General features: G+C 73.4%; 2 protein-coding genes. Both read left to right on the forward strand.

From position 1 onward, the window contains the following. The first annotated feature begins 44 nt into the window (after positions 1-44). Complete coding sequence (locus tag AB0383_RS22405) at positions 45-1385, forward strand: lysine N(6)-hydroxylase/L-ornithine N(5)-oxygenase family protein (RefSeq protein WP_364170868.1); 1341 nt, start codon at positions 45-47, stop codon at positions 1383-1385. Positions 1386-1438: 53 nt separating this feature from the next. Next, positions 1439-24994, forward strand: a complete 23556-nt coding sequence (locus tag AB0383_RS22410; RefSeq protein WP_366188422.1) for a non-ribosomal peptide synthase/polyketide synthase — start codon at positions 1439-1441, stop codon at positions 24992-24994. Positions 24995-24996 lie beyond the last annotated feature (2 nt).

Below are 24996 nucleotides of genomic sequence, written 5' to 3' on the forward strand. Positions count from 1 at the left end.
CTGAGCCGAACCGAGATGCGGCAGTGCCGCGCTAGGGGACTTTCATGTCACGAGCAGTGGTCGATGGCCGGGTGCCGGTGTACGACGTGGTCGGGGTGGGGTTCGGACCATCGAACCTCGCCCTCGCGATCGCGCTGACCGAGTACAACGCCGCGCCCGGGTCCGGTGACACGGTCACCGCGCACTTCCTCGAGCGCCAGCCGCGCTTCGGCTGGCACCGCGGGATGTTGATCGACACCGCCACGATGCAGGTCTCGTTCCTCAAGGACCTCGCGACCATGCGCAACCCGACGAGCGGGTTCAGCTTCCTGAACTACCTGCACGCCAAGGGCCGGTTGATCGACTTCATCAACCACAAGAACCTGTTCCCGCTGCGGATCGAGTTCCACGACTACTTCGAGTGGGCGGCCGCCAAGGTCGACGACGTCGTGTCCTACGGCACCGAGGTGCTCTCGGTCGAGCCGGTCCGCGACGGCGACGAGGTGGTCTTCTTCGACGTCCGCGCGAAATCCGGCGACGAGATCGTGGAGCTGCGCGCCCGCAACCTCGTGCTGGGCACGGGATTGCGACCCAACCTGCCCGAGGGCGTCACCGGCGGTGAGCGGATCTGGCACAACAGCCAGCTGCTGCCGCGCGTCGAACGGTTGCGCGGCAGCGAACCGAAGCGGTTCGTGGTGGTCGGCGCGGGCCAGAGCGCGGCCGAGGTCGCGGCCCTGCTGCACGACGAGTTCCCTCGCGCCGAGGTGTGCGCGGTCTTCGCGCGCTACGGCTACAGCCCGGCCGACGACAGCTCGTTCGCCAACCGGATCTTCGACCCGGAGGCGGTCGACCACTTCTACGGCGCCAGTGAGCCCGTGAAGGACCGGCTCATGCGCTACCACGGGGCCACCAACTACTCCGCGGTCGACCTCGACCTGATCGACGAGCTCTACCGCCGCGTGTACCAGGAGAAGGTGCTCGGCGTGGAGCGGCTGCGGCTGTTCAACGTCTCCCGGCCCGTGGACGTGACCGACCACGGCACGCACGTGCGCGCGACCGTCGAATCGCTGACCACCGGTGAACGCGCGGTGCTCGACGCCGACGCGGTCGTCTACGCCACCGGGTACCTGCCCGCGGACCCGACGCCGCTGCTCGGAGAGCTCGCCGCGGGCTGCCGGCGCGACGCGGAAGGCCGGCTGCGCGTGGAGCGCGACTACCGCATCACCACCGACGCCGCCGTGCGCGGCGGGCTCTACCTGCAGGGCGGCACCGAGCACACGCACGGCATCACGTCGTCGCTGCTGTCCAACACCGCGGTGCGCGTCGGTGAGATCCTGCGGTCCATTGTGGATCGCCGGGCCGCCGTGGCGCACCTGGCCGAGTACGCGGTGAGCGGCACGCGCTGACGGCGCGGCGCCCAGAGTCAGTCCAGCTTCAGTCCAACGGTGGAGGCTCCCAGATGACCGGCGTCGTGCCCGGTTCCCCCTTGACCGCGGCGCAGGCCGGGGTCTTCTTCGCGCAGTCGCTCGCCCCGGCGGACCCGGCGTACCGCATCGGCTGGTACGCCGACGTGCGCGGCCGCGTCGATCCGGCACGGGTCGCGGACGCGGTGCGCCGGGCGGTCGGCGAAGCCGAGGGGCTGCACGTGAGGGCCGAGGCCGACGAGACCGGCGTGCCGCGGCAGTACCCGGCGCCGTGGGCGGCCGCGGTGCCCGTGGTGGACCTGTCCGGCGAGCCCGACCCCGAAGCGGCGGCGCACGCGTGGGCGCGGGCGGCGCTGGCCGAGCCGGTCGACCTCGCGCGCGGGCCGTTGACCGCGCACGCGGTGCTGGTGCTGGGACCGGATCGCGTGTGGTGGGCGCAGACGTTCCACCACCTGGTGACCGACGCGTACGGCCAGGCGGTGCTCACCCGCCGGGCCGCGGAGCTCTACGACGGCGCCGAGTCCACCGTGGACTGGTCGGTGGCGCCGCTCGTGGCCGCCGATGGCGAGTACCGGGAATCGGCCGCCTACGAAGCGGATCGCACGTACTGGCGCGAAAAGCTCGCCGGTCGGCCCGATCCGGTGCGGCTGGCCGGCGGCGACGGTGAGGTGGTCCGGCGGTCGGTCACGCTGCCGGCCGCCCGCGCCGACGCGCTGCGGAAGTTCGCCGGCAACCACGGCACCCGCCTGTCGCGCGTGGCACTCGCGGCGCTGGCGGCCTACGCGCACCGGGTGACGGGCGCCGAGGACCTCGTGCTCGGCCTGCCCGTCGCAGCGCGTGCCGACGTCGCTCTGCGCGACCGGCCCGGAATGCTGTCGAACCTCTTGCCACTGCGGGTTTCCGCGCGGCCCTCGACGACGCCGGCCGAGCTGGTCGCCGCGGTCGCCCGCGAGGTCGCCGACCTGCTCGACCACGGCCGCTACCGGGGTGAGGACCTCGCGCGCGAGGCGAACCTGACCGGCGGGATGCACGAGCTCACCGGGCTGAGCCTCAACTTCCTGCCGGAGGTCTCGGTCGCGTTCGGCGAAGCCGCGGCGACGGTGCACAGCGTCGCGCTCGGCCCCGTCACCGACCTCGCCGTGACCGCGCACGACGCCGGCGCGGGCGGCGCGCTGCGGCTCGAGTTCGCCGCGGCCGGCACGCCCGAAACGCTCGCCGAGCACGAACGCCGTTTCCTCGCCGTGCTCGACGCGATGGCCGCGCACGCGGACCGTCCGATCGCGGCGATCGACCTGCTCACCGAACGCGAACGGCAGCTGGTGCTGACCGACTTCGCGACCTCGCCCGCGGAGTCGCCGGAGCTGAACTGGCCCGAGGCCTTCGCCCGTGTCGTCGCGCGGCAGCCAGAGGCCGTCGCCGTGGTGTGCGAGGGCCGGCAGCTCACCTACGCCGAGCTCGACGCCGCCGCGAACCGCCTGGCGCGCCTGCTCGCCGCCCGCGGGGTGGCGGCCGAGGACGTGGTCGCCGTGGCGCTGCCGCGCTCGATCGACCTGGTCGTGGGCCTGCTGGGCGTGCTCAAGGCCGGTGCCGCGTACCTGCCGCTGGATCTGGACCTGCCCGAGGACCGCCTGGAGTACCTGCTGACGGACGCGGGCGCGCGGGTGGTCCTGTCGGTCGCCCGATCCGCGGACCACCTGCCCGTGGTCGGCGACGTCGTGCTGCTGGACGACCCTGTGGTGCGCGCGGAGCTCACCGCTCTGGACGGCGGGCCCGTCGACCTCGGCGGCCTGCGGCTCGACCGCGCCGCGTACGTCATCTACACCTCCGGTTCCACCGGCAAGCCCAAGGGCGTGGTGCTCTCGCACGACGGCATCGGCAGCCTGATCGTCACGGCCACCGAGCGCATCGGGATCACTCCCGAGAGCCGGGTCGTGCAGTTCGCGTCGGCGGGGTTCGACGTGACGGTGTGGGATCTCGCGATGTCGCTGTGCGTGGGCGGGCGCGTGATCGTGGTGCCCTCGCACCGTCGCGTCGCGGGCGTCGAGCTCACCGGCTACATCGCCGACAACGCCGCCACGCACATGATCCTGCCGCCCTCGCTGGTGGCCGCGCTGCCGGCCGACTGCGAGCTGCCGAAGGGCGCTGTGCTCATCGTCGGCACGGAAACCGTGCCGCCCGAGCTGATCGCGCGCTGGGCGAAGGACCTGCGTGTGGTCGCCGCGTACGGGCTCACCGAAGCGACGGTGAACTCCACACTGTGGCTCGCGGAAGCGGACTGGACCGGGCCGATCCCGATCGGGCGCCCCGACCCCAACACCCGCTGCTACGTGCTGGACACCGCGCTCAACCCCGTGCCACCGGGCCTCGAGGGCGAGCTCTACGTGGGCGGCCGCGGCCTCGCGCGCGGGTACGTCGGGCGTGCCGGGCTCACCGCCGAGCGGTTCGTGGCCGACCCGTTCGCCGGCCCGGGCGAGCGCATGTACCGCACGGGCGACCGCGTGCGCTGGCGCGCCGACGGGAACCTCGACTTCCTGGGCCGCGCCGACCACCAGGTCAAGATCCGCGGCTTTCGTGTCGAACCCGGTGAGATCGAATCGGTGATCGCGGCGCACGACGGCGTCGCACGCGTGGCGGTGGTGCCGCGCGAGGTCAAGCCTGGTGATCGGCGGCTGGTCGCGTACGTGGTGCCGGAGCAGGCGCCGGGTGCCGACCGGGACGCGGCGCGGGAGGCTCCGCAGGTCGACCGCTGGAAGAACGTGCACGAGCTGCTCTACTCGGTCGCCGATCGCGACCAGTTCGACGAGGGGTTCACCGGCTGGAACTCCAGCTACGACGGGGAACCACTGCCACTGGGCGACATGCGCGCGTGGCGGGAATCCACTGTGGACTCGATCCGGGCGCTGCGGCCGCGTCGCGTGCTGGAGCTCGGCGTGGGCAGCGGGCTGCTGCTGTCGAAGCTCGCGCCGGACACCGACGAGTACTGGGCGCTGGACCTGTCCGAAGAAGTGGTGCGGCTGCTGGAAAGCCGCGTCGCGGACCGGGCGGAGCTGACTGGAAAGGTACATCTGCGGGCGCGCCCGGCGCACGAGCTGGGCGATCTGCCACAGGGGCACTTCGACACCGTGGTGATCAACTCCGTCGTGCAGTACTTTCCGAGCGCGGACTACCTCGTCGACGTGTTGCGGCAGGTCACGGGGCTGCTCGCACCCGGTGGCTCGGTGTTCGTGGGCGACGTGCGGAACCTGAGCCTGCAGCGCGTACTGCGCGCAGGTATCGCGGCCGCGCAGGGGGACGCGACGCCGGCCGCGGTCGACGCGGGTGTCGCTCGGGAGGACGAGCTGGTGCTCGACCCGGGCTTCTTCGCCGCGCTGCCGCGGCGGATCAGTGCGTTCACCGAGGCCGACGTCCGGCTGAAGCGCGCGACGTACGAGAACGAGCTCAGCCGGTACCGCTACGACGTCGTGCTGCGGACGGAATCCGCAGGCCCGCGCGAGGTCCCGGCGGTGCCGTGGGCCGAGCTCGGCTCGTCCGGGGCGTTCTCGGCTCACCTCGGCGAGCACCAGCCGGCCGCGCTGCGCGTGACGGGGATTCCGAACGAGCGGCTCATCCCGGACCTCACGGCGTTGCGGGCGCTCGACGGGGAGCCGGCGCCCGCCGGCGGTGCGGCGACGGACCCGGACGTGCTGGCCGAGCTGGCCGGCGCGGCCGGTTACCGCGCGGCGGCCACGTGGTCGGGGGAGACGGCGACGGCGTTCGACCTCGTGCTGTCGCGCGAGGAGCCGGTCGCGACGTACCTCGGTGCGACCGACGGTCCGCTCGCCAACGTGCCGGTGGCCTACCGCGATCCCGCGTCGCTGATGAAGGATCTGCGCACCCACGTCGAAGAGGCGTTGCCGCACTACCTGGTGCCCTCGGCGTTCGTGCCGCTGGACCGCCTGCCGATCATGACCAACGGCAAGCTCGACCGCGCCGCGCTGCCCCTGCCCGACTTCGGGACGCTGGCGCAGGGACGCTCGCCTCGGACTCCGCGCGAGGTCGCGTTGTGCACGGTGATGGCCGACGTGCTCGGCGTGCCCATCGCCGGCGCGGACGACGACTTCTTCGCGCTCGGTGGCGACAGCATCTCGTCGATCCGGCTCGTGCTCGGCGCCGCCCGGCACGGCCTCGCCATCACGCCACGGCAGGTGTTCCAGCACCGCACGGCGGAGGCGCTCGCCGCGTGCGCCGGTGAAGTGACCACAGCCGACGATTCGGCCGAGCCGTTGCTGGAGCTGTCGGAAACGGACTCGGCCGCCCTCGGCCCGCACGCCGAGGTGCTGCCGGTGACCCCGTTGCAGCAAGGGTTCTTCGTCCACGCCGCGTTCGAGGACGACGACGTCTACACCGTCCAGGAGGTCTTCGACCTCGCCGGACCGGTGGACCCGCCGACGCTGCGCCGCGCGGTGCAGAACCTCCTCGACCGCCATTCGTCGCTGCGGTCGGGTTTCCGCCAGCTCGACGACGGCCGCGTGGTCCAGGTCGTGGCCGCGCACGCCGAGCTGCCGTGGCGGGAGGTCTCGCCCGAGGCCGCCGCCGACGCGCTGGCCGCCGACCGCGACCGCCACTTCCCCCTCGACCGGCCGCCACTGCTGCGCGCCACGCTCGTCGGGCGCGAGCGGCTCGCCCTGACGTTCCACCACATCGTCGCCGACGGCTGGTCGGTCGCCGTGATGGTGCGCGAGATCCTCGCCCGCTACGGCGCCACCGAAGCGCTTCGGCCCGAGCCCGCCTCGCGGACGGCGCACCTGCGCCGACTGGCCGCACGCGACCACGACGCGGCACAGCGGGCGTGGGGTGCAGCGCTCGCGGGCATCGAGGAACCGACCCGCCTGGTGACCACGCCCGCCGGAGTGGCACCACGGCGTCCTTCGCGCGTGCACTTCGCCGTCGACGCGGCGACCACCGCCCGAGTGGGCGCGTTCGCGCGCGAGCACGGGCTCACGCTCGGCACCGTGCTGCACGGTGCGTGGGGTCTCCTGCTCGGCCGCCTGACCGGCCGCGGCGACCTGGTCTTCGGCAGCACCGTGTCGGGCCGCGACCCCGGCATCGCGGGGATCGAGGACGCCGTCGGCCTGTACATCAACACCTTGCCCGTGCGGGTCCGCTGGACCGGGGGCGACACCGTCGCCGGGCTGCTGCGGCGGTTGCAGGACGAGCAGGCCGCGCTGCTGGACCACCAGCACCTCGGGCTCGCCGAGCTGCAACGGATCGCCGGCGTGGGCCAGGAAGAGCTCTTCGACACGCTCGTCGTGGTCGAGAACTACCCGCGCGAGAACGACGACGCGGGCGCGCTGCGCGTGACCGGCGTCGAGGTCGTGGACGCGGTGCACTACCCGGTAGCGCTCATCGCCACGCCGGGCGACACGCTGGAGTTCGGGCTGAAGTTCGACGCGGCGCGCCTGGACGCGCGGGCGGCCGAGCAGCTCGCGGAGCGGTTCGTGCGCGTGCTCGAAGCGTTCGCCGCGGCCCCGGACGTGCCGGTGGCGCACGTGGACCTCGTCTCGGCCGCGGAGCTGGAACGGCTGGGCGAGCTGAACGCGACCGCCGTGTCAATGCCGGAGCAGACGCTGCTCACGGCGTTCGAGCGGCACGTGGCCGAGGCTCCGGACGTGACGGCCGTGCTGTTCGAGGACCAGCGACTGTCCTATGCGGACCTGGACACGCGCGCGGCCGCGCTGGCCCGGCGGTTGCGGGCCCGCGGTGCCGGGCCCGGGTCGGTGGTCGCCGTCGCGGTGCCGCGTTCGGCCGAGCTGATGGTGGCACTGCTGGGCGTGGTGAAGTCCGGCGCGGCCTACCTGCCGCTCGACCTGGACTACCCGGCCGAACGGCTCGAGTACATGCTCGCGTCCTCCGGAGCGACGCTGGTGGTCACCGAACCGGCGACGGCGGCGCAGGTTCCGGCCGGCCCGGAGCAGGTGCCCGTCGATGGTCCGGACGTCGCGGCCGAGCTCGGCCCGGTCACGGGGCCGGATAACGCCGCCTACCTGATCTACACGTCCGGTTCGACCGGCCGGCCCAAGGGCGTTGTGGTGACGCACCGCGCGATCGTCAACCGGCTGGCGTGGATGCAGCACGAGTATCGGCTGGGCGCCGACGACCGCGTGCTGCAGAAGACGCCGTCGAGCTTCGACGTGTCGGTGTGGGAGTTCTTCTGGGCGCTGCGGGAAGGCGCGGCTGTGGTGTTCGCCCGGCCCGACGGCCACCGCGACCCGGCGTACCTCGCCGAGGTGATCCGCACCCACGGTGTGACAACGCTCCACTTCGTGCCGTCGATGCTGGCCGCGTTCCTTTCCGTCGAGGAGGTCACCGACGATCGGCACTGGGCCGCGTCGCTGCGTCACGTGTTCACCAGCGGCGAGGCGCTGCCCGGCGAGGTCGCGGCACGCTGGCGGCGGCTGACGGGGGTGCCGCTGCACAACCTGTACGGCCCCACCGAGGCGGCCGTGGACGTGTCGTACTTCCCGTTCCGCGACGGTCCGGAAACGACTGTCCCCATCGGACGTCCGGTGTGGAACACGCGCCTGCTCGTGCTGGACACGTGCCTGCGCCCGGTGCCCGAGGGGGTGGCGGGGGAGCTGTACCTCGCGGGCGTGCAGCTCGCGCGGGGTTACCACGGGCAGCCCGCGCTGACGGCGGAACGGTTCGTGGCCGACCCGTTCGGCGAGCCCGGCGCGCGGATGTACCGCACCGGCGACTTGGCGCGGCGCCGCGCGGACGGCGAGCTCGAATACCTCGGCCGCACCGACCGGCAGGTGAAGATCCGCGGCAACCGCATCGAGCTGGGCGAGATCGAAGCCGTGCTCGCGGCGCAGCCGGGCGTTCAGGCGGCCACGGTCGTCGTGCGCGACAGCGCCCTGGTCGGTTACGCAGCCGGTGCCGTGGACGCCGACGCGCTCCGGGCCGCATTGACCGCGGCGTTGCCCGCGACGATGGTGCCCAACGTCCTCGTGGTGCTCGACGAACTCCCGCTGACCCCGAGCGGCAAGCTCGACTCCCGCGCCCTGCCCGCGCCGGCCGTCCCCGCGGCCGCGGCGACGGTGCAGCGCGGCGACGACCGCGAGTCCGCCCTGGCGGCGATCTTCGCCGACGTACTCGGGCTGGCCGAGGTCGGCGCGGACGGCGACTTCTTCCTGCTGGGCGGCGACAGCATCACGTCGATCAGCGTGTCGAGCCGGGCCCGCCGGGCCGGGTTCGACCTGAGCCCGAAGGACGTGTTCACCCACCGCACACCCGCCGCGCTGGCGGTGCTCGGCGGAACGCCCGTGGTGCAGCGGCCGGTGTCCGACCCGGACGGTGTCGGCGACGTGCCGCTGCTGCCTGAGGTCCACCGCCTGCGTGAACTGGGCGACGCCGGCGCCGAGTCGATCCAGCTGCGCCTGCCGGCCGACGCGGACACCGAAAGTCTCGCGGCCGCACTGCAGGCGGTGTTCGACCACCACGACGGGCTGCGGCTCAAGCGCAGCCGCGTCGCGTCCGTGCTGTGGTCGCTCGAGACGCGCCCGGCCGGCGCGGTCGATGCCGCCGAGGTGCTGCTCGCCGAGAACACCACTGCCGCGGACACCACGGCCGCGGACACCACGGCCGAGTTCGACCCGGACGCCGGGATCCTGCTGCAGGCCGTCCGGTCCGGCGACCGGCTCCTGCTCGCGGCCCATCCGCTGGTGGTCGACGCGCCGTCGTGGCGCACGATCGCCGCCGACCTCGCCACGGCGTGGACGGCGGTGCAGGCCGGGCGGGCGCCGGTGTTCGCCCCGGTGGAAACCTCGCTGCGCACCCACGCCCGCGCCGTCACCGAGCGGGCGCAGGCGCCGGAGCTGCTGGCAGACCTGGAACACTGGGCCGCGACGCTCGCACCGGGCGCCGCGACGGTCCCCGTCGCAGGGACGCCGATCGAACGCACCGTGCGGTTCCCACTCGACAAGAGCCGGGCCCTCGTCGAACAGCTGCCGGCGTCGGTGCGCGGCGACGTGACCGACGTGCTGCTCACGGCCCTCGCGCAGGCCGGCGGCGAGCTGATCGTCGACGTGCTCGACCGTCCTGAAGGTACACCCGCCGCGGTGGGCGCACTGCACACCGTGCGTCCGGTGCGGCTGACCGACCCGGACCTCAAACAGGTGAAGGACCTCGTCCGCGCGGCCCCCGACGCCGTCGGCTACGGGCTGCTGCGTTACCTCAACCCGCAGGCCGCGCCGTTGTTCGCCCAGCTCGCCCGCGCCGACGTGCTGCTGCGGTACGCGGGCCACGTGCCGTTCGGCGCGCGGGACTGGGACTTCGCGGCCGGCCCGGGCGCACCCGTCGGCGCGCACGCGCTGCGCATCGGCGCGGTCTGCGAGGACACGCCGGAAGGACCGGTGCTGGTGCTCACCTTCGCCGGTGCCACACCGGACTTCGTCGACCGCGTGGTCGTCGCACTGGCCGACCTCGCCGCGACGGACGTCGCCGCGGCCGGGCTGACCACGTCGGACCTCAGGCTGATCGAACTGGCACAGGACGAGATCGAGCACGTCGAACGGCTGAGCCCGCTGCCGCTGTCGGACATCTGGCCGCTTTCGCCGCTGCAGGAAGGGCTGTTCTTCCACTCCAGCTACGACCAGTCGCGCATCGACGTCTACACGATCCAGGAGGCCATCGACCTCGCCCGGCACCTCGATGCCGCCCGCATGCGTGCCGCGTGCGCGGCGCTGATGGACCGCACACCCAGCCTGCGCGCGGGCTTCACCAGTGACGGACTGCGCGGGCCGGTGCAGTTCGTCACCGCCGGTTTCCCGCCGCCGGTGACCGAAGTGGACCTGCGTGGGCTGTCCGAAGCGGACCGTGAGCGGCGGCTGGCCGAGCTGATGGAGCGCGACCGGACGACCCGGTTCGACCTCGGCACCCCGCCGCTGTTCCGGATCACGCTCGTGCGCCTCGGCGACGAACGCGACCGCGTGGTGCTCAACCGGCACCTGCTGCTGTGGGACGGCTGGTCCGCGTGGCTGTTCATCGAGCAGCTCTTCGCGCACTACGAAGGTGGCGAACAGCCGGCGAGCGGGTCCTACGTGGACTACCTGGAGTGGTTGTCCCGTCAGGACGTCGAGGACGCCACGGCGGCGTGGCGCTCGGCGCTGTCCGGGCTGGGCGAGCCGACGCTGATCGGCCCCGACACGCAGGGGCTGGAACCCGTCACGCCGGTCAACCTCGACGCGCACCTGACGCCCGAGCTGACCGACCGGCTGCGTGAAGAGGCCCGGCGCCACGGTCTCACGGTGAACTCGGTGCTCAACGCCGCGTGGGCGCTCGTGCTGTCCACGATGGTCGGCCGCCAGGACGTGGTGTTCGGCGCCGCCGTCGCCGGGCGGCCCGCCGCCGTGCCGGACATCGAGACCACGATCGGCTTGTTCCTCAACACCGTGCCGACGCGCGTGCGGCTCGTACCGGACGAGCCGGTGCTCGACCTGCTGCGCCGCATCCAGTCCGAGCGCATGGACCTCACGCCGTACGAGTTCATGAGCCTCGGCGTGCTGCAGCGCGAGGCCGGCCACCGCGTGCTGTTCGACACGCTGTTCGTGCTCCGCGGCGCGGACGGCGACGAGCGTTACGCCGGGCTGCGCCACCGCCACGGCATCACGAGCCTCGTGAACGTCGACGCCACGCACTACCCGTTGACGCTGGTCGTCACGCCGGGGCAGCCGATGCGCGTCACCCTGTCCTACCGCGACGACGTGATCGCGGCCGACGAGGCCGCCGTGCTGCTGAGCCGGTTCACGGCGCTCGTCGAGCAGCTCGTCGGCGACCTCACCGCACCCGTCGGCTCGCTGGAGACGGTGTCCGCCGAGCGCCGCGCGGAGCTGGCGGAGATCTGGTCGGCCACCGAGCACCCGATGGTGCGGGACACCATCGCCGACCTGCTCGCCGCCCAGGCCACCCACACACCGGATGCCACCGCCCTCGTGTTCGGCGAGCAGACGCTGACCTACGCGGAGCTCGACGAAGCCGTGAACCGTATGGCGCGGCTGCTGCTTTCCCGCGGCGCCGAGCCGGAACGCGTGATCGCGCTCGGCCTGCCGCGCTCGATCGACATGGTCGTGGCGCTGTTCGCCGTACTGCGAACCGGAGCCGCGTACCTGCCGCTCGAGCTCGACTACCCGGCCGACCGCCTCGCGCTGATGCTCGACGACGCCGGCCCCCTTTGCCTGGTCACGACCACGGCCGTCGCGCAGGACCTGCCGGAGGACCTGCCGTGGGTACTGCTCGACAGCGAGGAGACGCGCGCGGAACTCGGCGCGCTGTCCGGCGGCGAACTGGTGGACGCCGAGCGCCCGCTGTTCGGCCGCGACCGCGCCGGCCGCATGGAGCACCCCGCGTACGTCATCTACACCTCCGGTTCCACGGGGAAGCCGAAGGGCGTCGTCACGCCCTACCGCGGCCTGACGAACATGCAGCTCAACCACCAGGAAGCGATCTTCGGGCCGGCCATCGCGTCGGCCGGCGGGCGGCGGCTGCGGATCGCGCACACCGTGTCGTTCGCGTTCGACATGTCGTGGGAAGAGCTGCTGTGGCTCGTGGAGGGCCACGAGGTGCACGTGTGCGACGAGGAGCTGCGCCGCGACGCCCGCGCGCTCGTGGCGTACTGCGACCGCCACCAGGTCGACGTGGTGAACGTGACGCCGACCTACGCGCACCTGCTCATCGAGGAGGGCCTGCTCGAGGAAGGTCCCCTCGACGAAGACACTGCGAGCCACCGGCCCGCGCTGGTGCTGCTCGGCGGCGAAGCCGTGTCCGAATCGGTCTGGAACCGCCTGCGCGACACCGAAGGCGTCTACGGCTACAACCTCTACGGCCCCACCGAGTACACGATCAACACCCTCGGCGGCGGCACGACCGACAGCGACACACCCACCGTCGGCAAGCCCATCTGGAACACCCGCGCATACATCGTGGACAACTGGCTGCGGCCGGTGCCCGACGGCGTGCCCGGCGAGCTCTACATCGCCGGCACCGGCCTGGCCCGCGGCTACCTCGGGCGGGCGGCCCTCACCGCGGAGCGGTTCGTCGCGGATCCGTTCGGCGGGCCCGGCGCGCGCATGTACCGCACGGGCGATCTCGTGCGCCGGCGGCCCGACGGGAACCTCGACTTCCTCGGCCGCACCGACGACCAGGTGAAGATCCGCGGCTACCGCGTCGAGCTGGGCGAGATCGAGACGGCGCTGGCGCGGCACCCACAGGTCGCGCAGGCGGCCGTGATCGCGCGGCCGGACCCGTCGGCGCCGGGGTTGCAACGGCTCGTCGGCTACGTCGTGCCGGCCGAGCTGAGCGGCGACGAGCGCGACGCGGCCGAGGCCGACCAGGTCGGCGAATGGCAGCAGATCTACTCCGACGAGTACACCGAGATCCCGACCGCGCTGTTCACCGAGGACTTCGCCGGCTGGGACTCCAGCTATGACGGCACGCCGATCCCGTTGGCGCACATGCGAGAGTGGCGCGCGGCCACCGTCGCGCGCATCGGGGAGCTGGCGCCGCGGCGGATCCTGGAGATCGGCGTCGGCACCGGCCTGCTGATGGGGCAGCTCGCGCCGCACACCGAGGAGTACTGGGGCACCGACCTCGCCGCGCCGGTGATCGGCAAGCTCACGCGAGAGCTGGAGCGGGACCCGCAGCTGGCCGCCAAAGTCACGCTGCGGGCGCAGCCGGCGCACGAGTTCGGCGACCTGCCGCGTGGCCACTTCGACACCGTCGTCATCAACTCCGTGATCCAGTACTTCCCGAGCGTCGACTACCTCACGCAGGTGCTGAGCACGGCGCTCGATCTGCTCGCGCCGGGCGGTTCGCTGTTCGTCGGCGACGTGCGGAACCTGCGGCTGGCGAGGTCGTTCCACACGGCCATCCAGCTCACACGCGCCGACGCGACGTCCGACGTCGCCCAGCTGCGCCGCGCGATCGAACGCGGTGTGGCGCTGGAGAAGGAACTCCTGCTCGACCCGGACTACTTCACGGCGCTCGCGCACACGCTGCCCGGCGTCGGCGCGCGCATTCGCGTGAAGCGGGCCGAACTGCACAACGAGCTGAGCCGCTACCGCTACGACGTCGTGCTCACCAAGGACACCACGGGCGAGGTGCCGGTGGCGCAGGCGCCGCGCGTGCTGTGGGACGAGGTCGGGTCGCTCACCGAGCTGGAGAACAGGCTGACCGGCGACCAGCTGCGCGTCAGCCGGATCCCGGACGCGCGGCTCGCCGCGGAGTTCGCCGCGATGCGGGCGCTCGACGCGGGCGCGCCGCTGCTCGACGTGCTGGATCGCTTCCACAGCAGCGGTGACGGCGTTGAACCCGAAGCGGTGCACCGCCTGGGTGAGCGCCTGGGCTATGCCGTGCACACGACGTGGTCGACCGGCGTCGACGGGGTGTTCGACGCCGTGTTCGCCCGCGCGGAAGCACCGGTCTCGGGCCTGTACGTGCCCGCGGCGACCGGCACGAACCTCCCGCGGTTCGCCAACCGCCCCACCGCCGCGCGCAGCAGCGCCGAGCTGGTGCAGGTGCTGCGCGACGAGCTGAAGCGGCAGCTGCCCGAGTACATGGTCCCGGCCGCGTTCGTGACGCTCGGCAGCCTGCCCCTGACCGACAACGGCAAGCTCAACGTCCGTGCCCTGCCCGATGCCGAACCCGCCGTGTCGCTGGCCGAGAGCCGGCCCGCGGCTTCGCGCGAGGAAGAGGTGCTCTGCGAGCTGTTCGCCGAGGTCCTCGGCCTCGAGCGCGTGGGTGTGGAGGACTCGTTCTTCGACCTCGGCGGGCACTCGCTGCTCGCCACCCGCCTGATCAGCCGCGCGCGGACCGAGCTCGGCGCCGAGCTGGCGATCAAGGACCTGTTCGAGGCACCGACCGTCGCGGAGCTGGCGGCCCGGGCCGGGAGTGGTGAACCCGCGCGGCCTTCGGTCGTGCGCGCGCAGCGGCCCGAGCGCGTGCCGCTTTCGGCGGCTCAGCGCCGGCTGCTGCTGCTCGAAGAGCTGGGCGAGGTCGGCGAGGCCTACGACTTCCCGCTGTTCTTCCGCGTGCGCGGGGACCTCGACATGGCGGCGCTGCGCGCCGCGCTCGGCGACGTTGTCGCCCGGCACGAGTCGCTGCGCACCGTCTTCGCCGACCACGAAGGCTCGCCGTACCAACGGGTTCTCCCCGCGGCGGAGCCGGAGCTCACGGTCGGGGACCGCGCGGAGGCCGACCTGCCCGAGCGGCTGCGCGAGCTGGCCCGGTACCGCTTCGACCTGCGTCGCGAGCCGCCGCTGCGCGCCGAAGTGCTGCGGCTGGGCGATCGTGACCACGTGGTGGCGATCGTGCTGCACCACGTCGCCACCGACGAGTGGTCCGACCGGCCGTTCCTCGCGGACCTGACCGCCGCGTACGAGGCGCGCGTGGCCGGCCGCTCGCCGGAGCTCGCGCCGCTTCCCGTGCAGTACGCGGACTACGCGCTCTGGCAGGAGGCACTGCTCGACCGGCTCGGTTCCGAGCAGCTGGAGTTCTGGACCACGGCGTTGCGCGGCCTGCCGGACGAGCTGGCGCTGCCGGCCGACCGGCCCCGGCCCGCGCGGCCGAGCGGTGCCGGCCGGACCGTGCGCGCCGGACTGCCGGCCGAGGTCGCCCGGGCGCTGCACGGCTTGGCGGCGTCGTCGGGCGCGAGCATGTTCATGGTGCTGCACGCGACCGTCGCGACGCTGCTGCACCGGCTCGGCGCGGGCGAGGACATCCCGCTGGGCGCGCCGATCGCGGGCCGCACCGACGCCGCGCTCGACGAGCTGGTCGGGTTCTTCGTCAACACGCTCGTGCTGCGCGCCGACCTGTCCGGCGAGCCGACGTTCGCCGAGTTGCTCGCCCGGCTGCGCGACGCGGACCTTTCCGCGTTCTCGCACCAGGACCTGCCCTTCGACCGGCTGGTCGAGCAGCTGAACCCGGACCGCGTGCGGGGGCGCAACCCGCTGTTCCAGGTCATGACGGGCTACCACTACCGGCCCGACGGCGACCCGGACGTGCTGGGGCTGCCCACCGAGTGGCTCGAGGTGCCCGGTGAGACCGCGATGTTCGACCTGAGTTTCACGATGGTCGACGGCGCCGGTGCCGACATCACGTTGCAGCTCGAGTACGCGACCGATCTGTTCGACGCGGGCACTGCGGAGCGGGTGCTCGCGCGGCTGGTCTCCCTGTTCGGCCAGGTCGCCACCGAACCCGTCGCCACGATCGGCGACTACGACCTGCTCGGCGACGACGAACGCGAGCTCGTTGTGCGCCAGTGGAACGACACCGCGCACGAGAGCGAACCGGCGACGGTGGCGGAGCTGGTCGAAGCCCAGGTGGCGGCGACGCCGGACGGTGTGGCCGTCGTGTTCGAGGGCACTTCCCTGACCTACGCCGAGATGGACGCGTGGGCCAACCGGCTCGCGCACTGGCTGCGGGAGCAGGGCGCCGGCGCCGAATCGGTGGTCGCGGTCGCGCTCCCGCGCTCGGTCGAGCTGGTCGTGGCGCTGTACGCCGTGCACAAGGCGGGCGCCGCCTACCTGCCGCTCGACCCCGGCCAGCCGGCTGGGCGCGTGGAGTACCTGCTCGCCGACGCCGCTCCGGTGTGCGTCCTCGACGACCCGGCGCTCCTCGGGCGGCTGGCCGGCTACCCCGCCACGGCACCGGAACGAGTGGCGTGCCCGGCGAACCCCGCGTTCGTCCTCTACACGTCCGGTTCGACCGGCCGGCCGAAGGCCGTGGTGGTCCCGCACGACGGCGTGGTGAACCGGCTGCGCTGGCTGCAGCACGCGTATCCGCTGGACGCGACGCACCGCATGCTGCACAAGACACCGATCACCTTCGACGTGTCGGTGAGCGAGATCTTCTGGCCGCTGACGGTCGGCGGCGTCGTGGTCGTCGCGCGCCCGGACGGGCACCGCGCCCCGCGGTACCTCGCCGAGCTGATCCAGTCCGAGCGCGTGACGGCCGCCGACTTCGTGCCGTCGATGCTGCAGCTGTTCCTGGAAGAACCCGCCGCGGCCGGGTGCACGAGCCTCACGCGGATCGTCGTTGGCGGCGAGGCGCTGGGACGCGACTTGGCCGCCCGGTTCCGCGAGGTGTTCGGCATCCCGCTGCACAACCTCTACGGCCCGACCGAGACGTCGATCGACGTGCTGGCCTGGACCGACGACGGCGGGCCGATCGCGATCGGGCGGCCGGGCTGGAACGTGCGCGCGTATGTGCTCGACGCGCGCCTGCAGCCGGTGCCGCCGGGCGTGATCGGCGAGCTGTACCTCGCGGGCGCGCAACTCGCCCGTGGTTACCTCGGGCGGCCCGGCCTGACGGCGGACCGCTTCGTCGCCGACCCGTTCGGCCCGCCGGGTTCGCGGATGTACCGCGCCGGCGACCTGGCCCGCCACCGCGCCGACGGCGTGCTGGAGTTCGTGGGCCGTGCCGACGATCAGGTGAAGGTGCGCGGCGTACGGATCGAGCCCGGTGAGGTCGAGGCCGCGCTGGCCGGTGACCCGTCGGTGGCGCAGGTCCGGGTGGCCGCGCGCGACGGGCTGCTGGTCGCCTACGTCGTCCCGGCCGGTGCGCTGGACGTGGCCGGTTTGCGGGCGCGGGCGGCGGAAACGCTGCCCGCGCACCTGGTTCCGGCGGCGGTCGTCGAGCTGGCGGAGCTGCCGCTCACCCCGAGCGGCAAGCTGAACCGCCGCGCGCTGCCGGCGCCGGAGTTCTCGGCCGGGTCCGGCCGGGCGCCCCGGACGGCGCGCGAGACCGAGCTGTGCGAGCTCTTCGCCGAGGTGCTCGGCGTGGCCGAGCCGGGTGTCGACGACGACTTCTTCGCTCTCGGCGGGCATTCACTGCTCGTGATGCGGCTGGTGAGCCGGATCCGCGGCGCCCTCGGCGTCGACGTCCCGCTGCGCACGGTGTTCGACGCGCCGACGGTCGCGCAGCTGGCCACCCGCCTCGACGGTCTGTCGGCCGGACGGCCCGAACTGGTGGCGGCGACGCGGCCGGAGATGCTCCCACTTTCGGCGGCGCAGCAACGGCTCTGGTTCCTCTACCGCCTGGACGGCCCCACGTCGACGTACTCCGTGCCGCACACGTGGCGGCTGCGGGGCGCGCTGGACCTCGACGCGTTGCGCGCGGCGTTCGGCGACGTCGTCACCCGGCACGAGGTGCTGCGCACGGTCTTCGAAGAACACGACGGGGTCCCCGCGCAGCGGATCCTCGCCGGCGCGCCGCTGGACTTCGCCGTCGAGCGCGTGTCGGAGGTGGCCGCGCGGATCCGGTCCGAAGTGGACGTTCCGTTCCGGCTCGACGAGGCCCCGCCGGTGCGCGTGCGCGTGTTCACCGCGGCCGACGACGAGCACGTGCTGCAGGTGCTGCTGCACCACGTGGTCACCGACGAGTGGTCGGAAGGTCCGCTGCTCGCCGATCTCGCGACGGCCTACCGCGCGCGGCTCGACGGTGTCGCTCCCGAGTGGACACCGCTGCCGGTGCAGTACGCGGACTACGCGTTGTGGCACCAGGCCGTGCTCGACGGCGAGCACGAGAGCCAGAGCTCGTTCTGGCGCGACGCGCTCGCCGGGCTGCCGGAGGAGCTGGATCTGCCCGCCGACCGGCCGCGGCCGGCGGAGTCCAGCCACCGCGGCGGCACCGTGACGTTCGAGGTGCCGGCCGAGCTCACGGCGCGGCTGCGCGCACTGGCGATCGAGCACGACACCAGCATGTTCATGCTCGGCCAGGCCGCGGTCGCCACGCTGCTGCACCGCCTGGGCGCCGGCACCGACATCCCGCTGGGCGCGCCGGTGTCCGGGCGCACGGACGAGCGGCTCACGGACCTGGTCGGGTTCTTCGTGAACTCGCTGGTCCTGCGCACGGATCTCGCGGGTGATCCCGCGTTCGGCGAGATGCTGCGCCGGGTGCGGGTGTCGGACCTGGCCGCGTTTTCGCACCAGGACCTGCCGTTCGACCGCGTGGTCGAGGCGGCGGACCCGGAGCGTTCCCTGGCGCGGCACCCGCTGTTCCAGACCATGGTCGTGTACCTGCCGGAGGGCGCGGACCCGCCGCAGTTGCCGGGCCTGGAGGTCGTGCGCGAGGACGTGACGCAGGACGTCGCGAAGTTCGACCTGGAGTTCGGGTTCCTGGAGCAGCCGGGCGGCGCGATCGCCGGTGCGGTGGAGTACAACGCGGATCTGTTCGACCGCGCGACGGCGGAGTCGTTCGCGACGCGGCTGGTGCGGGTGCTGGAGCAGGTGGCCGCGGACCCCTCGGTGCCGGTCGGGTTGGTCGACGTGCTGTCGGACGGTGAATCGGCGCTGCTGGAGACGTGGAACGCCACCGATTACGACGTGGTCACGGCGACACTGCCGGAGCTGTTCGAGGCGCAGGTCGCTCGGACTCCGGATGCCGCCGCGGTGGTGTTCGAGGGCGCGTCGCTGTCGTACGCGGAGCTGAACGCGCGGGCCAACCAGCTCGCCCGGTGGCTGCGCGAGCAAGGCGCCGGGCCGGAATCCGTGGTCGCGGTGTCGCTGCCGCGGTCGCTGGACCTCGTGGTTTCGCTCTACGCGATCCACAAGGCGGGCGCGGCCTACCTGCCGCTCGACCCGGACTACCCGGCCGACCGGCGTGAGTTCATGCTCGCCGATGCCACTCCGGCCGTCGTGCTCGACGGTCCGGTCGACGCGTCCGGTCACGACAGCACGAACCTGGAGCTGACGGTTGCGCCGGACGCGCCCGCGTACGTGATCTACACCTCGGGCTCGACCGGGCGGCCCAAGGGCGTCGTGGTCCCGCACGCCGGGATCGTGAACCGGTTGCAGTGGATGCAGGACGAGTACGCGCTGACCGCCGACGACAGCGTGCTGCAGAAGACGCCGTCGAGCTTCGACGTGTCGGTGTGGGAGTTCTTCTGGCCGCTCGTCACCGGTGCGACGCTGGTGGTCGCCAAACCCGAGGGGCACAAGGATCCCGGGTACCTCGCGGGACTGATCCGGCGTGAAGGCGTGACGACTGTCCACTTCGTCCCGTCGATGCTGGAGATGTTCCTCGGCGAACCGGGCGCCCGCGTGTGCCCGAGCCTGCGGCGCGTGCTGTGCAGCGGTGAGGCCCTGCCGGCCGAGGTCGTGGCGCGGTTCGACCTCGACGCCGAACTGCACAACCTCTATGGGCCCACGGAGGCGTCGGTCGACGTCACCGCGGCGCCCGCGCGGGTGGCGCCGTCGGGCCGCGTCCCGATCGGACGTCCGGTGTGGAACACCCGCACCCACGTCCTCGACGCGCGCCTGCGGCCCGTGCCGCCGGGCGTGGCGGGGGAGCTGTACCTGTCCGGCGTGCAGCTGGCGCGCGGTTACCACGCGCGCCCGGGCCTGACGGCGGAGCGGTTCGTCGCGAACCCGTTCGGCGCGCCCGGCGAGCGGATGTACCGGACCGGCGACCTCGCGCGCTGGACGGCGGACGGGGAGCTCGAGTTCCTGGGCCGGGCCGACGACCAGGTCAAGATCCGCGGCTTCCGCGTGGAGCTCGGCGAGATCGAGGCCGCTTTGGGCACGCACCCGGCCGTCGCCCAGGCGCGCGTGATCGTCCACGAAGGACGGCAGCTCGTCGCCTACGTCGTCGCGAGCGGGGCCACGGACGACCTGCTCGACAGCGCTGTTCTCGAGCACGTCGCGCAGACGCTGCCCGAGCACATGGTCCCGGCCGCAGTCGTGCCGCTGGCCGCGCTGCCACTCACCCCGAGCGGCAAGCTCGACCGCCCGGCGCTGCCCGCACCGGAGTTCGAGGCCGGCGACGACGCTCCGGCCACGCCCCGCGAGGAAGCGCTCGCCGAGCTGGTGGCCGGCGTGCTCGGGCTGCCGCGCGTCGGCGTGCGCGACGACTTCTTCCGCCTGGGCGGCGACAGCATCGTGGCGATGCAGCTCGTGGCCCGCGCCCGGGCCGCCGGTCTGCTGCTCGGCGCGCGGGACGTGTTCCGCCACCGCACGGTCACCGGCCTCGCGGAGGTCGCGGGGGAGGTGCTGGCCACGCCGTCGTCGGACGACGGCCGGCCGCTGCTGGACCTGACCGAGGCGGAACGCGCGGAGCTGCAGGCGAGCGCACCCGACGCGGCCGAGGTCTGGCCGCTCACACCGCTGCAGTCAGGGCTGCTGTTCCTGGCCACGGCCGACACCGAGGGCCCGGACGTCTACACGGTGCAGTTCGGGTTCGACCTCACCGGCCCGCTCGACCCGTCGCAGCTGCGGCAGGCGGTGCGGAACTTGCTGGGGCGGCACCCGAACCTGCGCACGAGCTACCGGTATTTGGCTTCCGGGCGTCCGGTCGCGCTCGTCGCGCGGTCGGCCGAGCCCGAGTGGCGGGAAGCGACCGACGACGCCCTCGACGCGGAGCTCGCGCACGAGCGCCGCCGGTTCGACGTCAGCGCCGGGCCGCTGCTGCGGTTCCTGCTCGTGCGCTTCGCCGACGGGCGCCACCGGCTGGTGGTGTCGCACCAGCACCTGCTGCTCGACGGCTGGTCCGTGCCGCAGCTGCTGGCCGAGCTGTCCGCGCTGTATGCCGGCCGGGTGCTGCCACCCGCGCTGCCGTACCGCGGTTACCTGGGCTGGCTGCGTGACCAGGACGAGGCCACGGCCAAGGCGGCCTGGCGCGACTCGCTCGCGGGACTGGCCGAGCCCACTCGGCTCGCGCCCGTGGACCCGGATCGGGCGCCCGCGTTGCCGAAGCAGCGGACGTTGGAGCTGCCCCGCGAAGCGACAGCCGAACTGACGAAGCTGGCGCGCGAGCGTGGGCTCACGGTGAACACGCTGGTCCAGACGGCGTGGGGCCTGCTGCTCGCGTCGCTCACCGGGCGCACCGACGTGGTGTTCGGTGCGACGGTCGCGGGCCGGCCGCCGGAGCTGCCCGGAGTGGAGCGGATGCTCGGCCTGTTCATCAACACCGTGCCGGTGCGCGTGCGCCACGACCCGGCCGAACCGCTGTCGGTGCTGCTGGAGCGCGTGCAGGAGGAGCAGGCCGCGCTCCTGCCGCACCAGCACGTGGGACTGGCCGACATCCAGCGGGAGGCCGGGCTGGGCGAGCTGTTCGACACGCTGGTGGTGTTCGAGAGCTACCCGGGCGCCGAGGAAGACCCTGACGACGGGCTGCGGGCGACGATCGTGGACCACCGCGACTCGACGCACTACCCGCTGACGTGGGCCGTCGAACCGGCCGAGCGGCTCCGGCTCACCGCCGAGTACCGCGCGGACCTGTTCACCGACGACGACGCGCAGCGCCTGCTCGCCGGCATGGAACTGCTGCTGGGTGCGATGATGTCCGAAGTGGACCGTCCGGCCGGGACGGTCGAGGTGCTGCCGGCCGAGCTGTCGCGACGGATCCTGCTCGACTGGAACGACAACGCACTAGCGGTGGAGCCATCGACCGTCGCCGGGCTGTTCGAGGCGCAGGTGCGGCGCTCGCCCGACGCCGTCGCGGTCGTCGGCGGGGCGAAGTGGACCTATGCGGAGCTGAACGCGCGAGCCAACCGGCTCGCGCGGGCTCTGGTCGAGCGCGGTGCCGGGCCGGAGACGCTGGTGGCGCTGGCGTTGCCGAGGTCGGCCGACGTGCTGCTGGCGATCCTCGCCGTGCACAAGGCCGGCGCGGGCTACTTGCCGCTCGACGCGGAGTACCCGGCCGAACGGCTCGTCGCGATGCTGGCGGATGCCCGACCCGGGCTGCTGGTCACCGTCACGGAGGTTCGCGGTGCTCTGCCTGAGTTCGACGAAACGGTGCTGCTGCCGGATCTCCTGGCGGCCGAGGTGTCCGAAGTGTCCGAAGTGGACTTGACGGACGCCGACCGGCTGCGCCCGCTGCGGCCCGAGAACCCGGCGTACGTGATCTACACGTCCGGCTCGACGGGCACGCCGAAGGGCGTCGTGGTGCCGCACGCGGGGCTGGTGAACCTGTTCCACAGCCACCGGGCGATGCTGCACCGGCCGGCCGTGGCCCGCACCGGGCGGGCGCACCTGCGGGTGGGGCACGCGTGGTCGTTCTCGTTCGACGCGTCGTGGCAGCCGCAATTGTGGCTGCTCGACGGCCACGCCGTGCACGTGGTGCCCGACGAGGTGCGCCGCGACCCGGAGATGCTCGCCGACCTGATCCGGCGCGAGGGGCTCGACTTCATCGAGGTCACGCCGTCGCTGTTCACGCAGCTGGCCGACGCCGGGCTGGTCGAGGGCGACCGGTGCCCGCTGGCCGTGGTCGGCGTCGGCGGCGAGGCGGTGCCGGACGCGCTCTGGCGCCGGCTGGCCGAGCTGGACGGGACCGAGGCGGTCAACCTCTACGGGCCGACGGAGTCCACTGTGGACGCGCTGGTGGCGCGGATCGCGGAAAGCGACCGGCCGCTCGTGGGCCGGCCGGTGGCCAACACCCGCGCGTATGTGCTCGACGGTTCGCTGCGGCCCGTCCCGCCGGGCGTCACCGGCGAGCTGTACCTCGCCGGTGGCGGCCTGGCGCGGGGATACCTCGACCGGTCGGCGCTGACGGCCGAGCGGTTCGTCGCGGACCCGTACGGCGAAGCCGGCACGCGCATGTACCGCACGGGCGACCTCGCGCGGTGGACGCCCGACGGCCGGCTCGACTTCGGTGGCCGCGCCGACGACCAGGTGAAGATCCGCGGCTTCCGCGTGGAGCCCGCGGAGATCGAAGCGGCGCTCGACCGGCACCCGGCCGTGGCGCAGTCGGTGGTCATGGTGCGCGAGGCGCGCGTGAAGCAGCTGGTGGCGTACGTGGTGCCGGCGGCGCCGGTGGACGCCGCGGAGCTACGGCAGTACTCCGTCTCGACGTTGCCCGACCACCTGGTCCCGGCGGCCTTCGTGGTGCTTGAGCGGCTTCCGGTGCTGGCCAATGGGAAGCTCGACCGCGCGGCCCTGCCCGCGCCCGACTTCTCGGCCCAGGTCGGCGGCCGCGCGCCGTCGACCGAGCGGGAGCGCGAGCTGTGCGCGATGGTCGGCGAGGTGCTCGGCGTGCCGGGGCTCGGCGTCGACGACGACTTCTTCGCGCTGGGCGGCGACAGCATCGTGGCCATGCAGCTGGTGGCCCGCGTCCGCGCGGGTGGACTGCGGATCTCGCCGCGCGACATCTTCCGGCACCGGACGGTGGCGGGGCTCTCGGCGGTGGCCACCGAGGCCGGCGTCGTGAAGCCGGTGTCCGACGACGGCACCGGCACCGTCGGGCTGACGCCGATCATGCACGCGATGCGGGAACTGGGCGGGCCGATCGCCGGGTACCACCAGGCGGCGCTGCTGATCACGCCGGCCGAGGTCACGGGCGAAAGCCTTTCGGCCGTACTGCGGGCCGTGGTCGACCGGCACCCGATGCTGCGGGCGCGCCTCGACCGGGAGCCCGAGCGGTGGGCGTTGCGGGTCCCGGAGCCGGTGGACGTGGGCGGCTGGGTGTCGCGAGTGGACGTTCGCGGGCTCGCGGGTGCCGAGCTGGAGAGCGTGATCGCGGCGGAGGCCCTGGCCACGCGGGCGCGGCTCGACCCGGACGTCGGCGCGATGCTGCGGGCGACCTGGTTCGACGCCGGGCCGGAGCGGGGCCGGTTGCTGGTGCTGGTGCACCACCTCGTGATCGACGGGGTGTCCTGGCGGGTGCTGCTGCCCGACTTCGCGGTGGCGTGGGAGGCCGTGGCCGCCGGGCGTAAGCCCGAACTGCCGCCGGTGGACGTGTCGTTCCGGCAGTGGTCGGAGGAGCTCGCGGCGCGCGCGGTGGAGCCGGCTCGCGAGGCGGAGCTGGACCGGTGGCGCTCGGTGCTCGCCGGCGGAGATCCGTTGCCACTGCTGCGTCCGCGTGATCCGGAGGTGGACGTCGATTCGGGGTTGGCGGCTCTGTCGCTGACCTTGCCGGCGGCGGTGACGGGCCCGCTGCTGGGCCGCGTGCCGGCGGCGCTGCGAGCGACCGTAAACGACGTGCTGCTCACCGGCCTCGCGCTCGCGGTGGCCGACTGGCGCCGCCGCCACGGCGCGGGCGAGGGCACGGCGACGCTCGTCGACCTCGAGGGCCACGGCCGCGAGGACGAGCTCGCCGGCGGCGCGGACCTGTCGCGCACGGTCGGCTGGTTCACCAGCGTCGTGCCGGTCTGCCTCGACCTGGGCGAACTCGACCTCGCCGACGCCCTGGCAGGCGGCCCGGCGGCGCGCACGGCACTCGAGCGCGTGCGGGCGGAGCTGGACGCCGCACCCGTCGCGGGCACAGGCTTCGGGCTGCTGCGACACCTGAATCCCGTGACCGGGCCGGAGCTCGCCGCGCTGCCCGACCCGGAGATCGAGTTCAACTACATGGGCCGCTTCGGCCACGCCGACCAGGGCGACTGGGAGTACGCCCCCGAGGGCGACGCCGCCGACCTCGGCGCCGATCCCGGCAAGCGCGTCTCCCACGCGCTGACCGTCAACGCCCTGGCCGAAGACCGGCCCGACGGCCCCGCCCTGGCGGCCCACTGGTCGTGGCCCGAGGCCCTCGCACCCGAAGCGCGGGTACGCGACCTGGCCGAAACGTGGTTCCGCGCGCTGGGCGCCCTGGTGCGCCACGCCTCCGCTGATCGACCAGACTCGAAGTGAGA

The organism is Amycolatopsis sp. NPDC051373 (assembly GCF_040689465.1).
Taxonomy (GTDB): Bacteria; Actinomycetota; Actinomycetes; order Mycobacteriales; family Pseudonocardiaceae; genus Amycolatopsis.

What these genes read in the sequence shown, in the direction of transcription:
- AB0383_RS22405 (WP_364170868.1), top strand. Translation starts at nt 45, where the DNA reads ATGTCACGAGCAGTGGTCGATGGCCGGGTGCCGGTGTACGACGTGGTC.
- AB0383_RS22410 (WP_366188422.1), top strand. Translation starts at nt 1,439, where the DNA reads ATGACCGGCGTCGTGCCCGGTTCCCCCTTGACCGCGGCGCAGGCCGGG.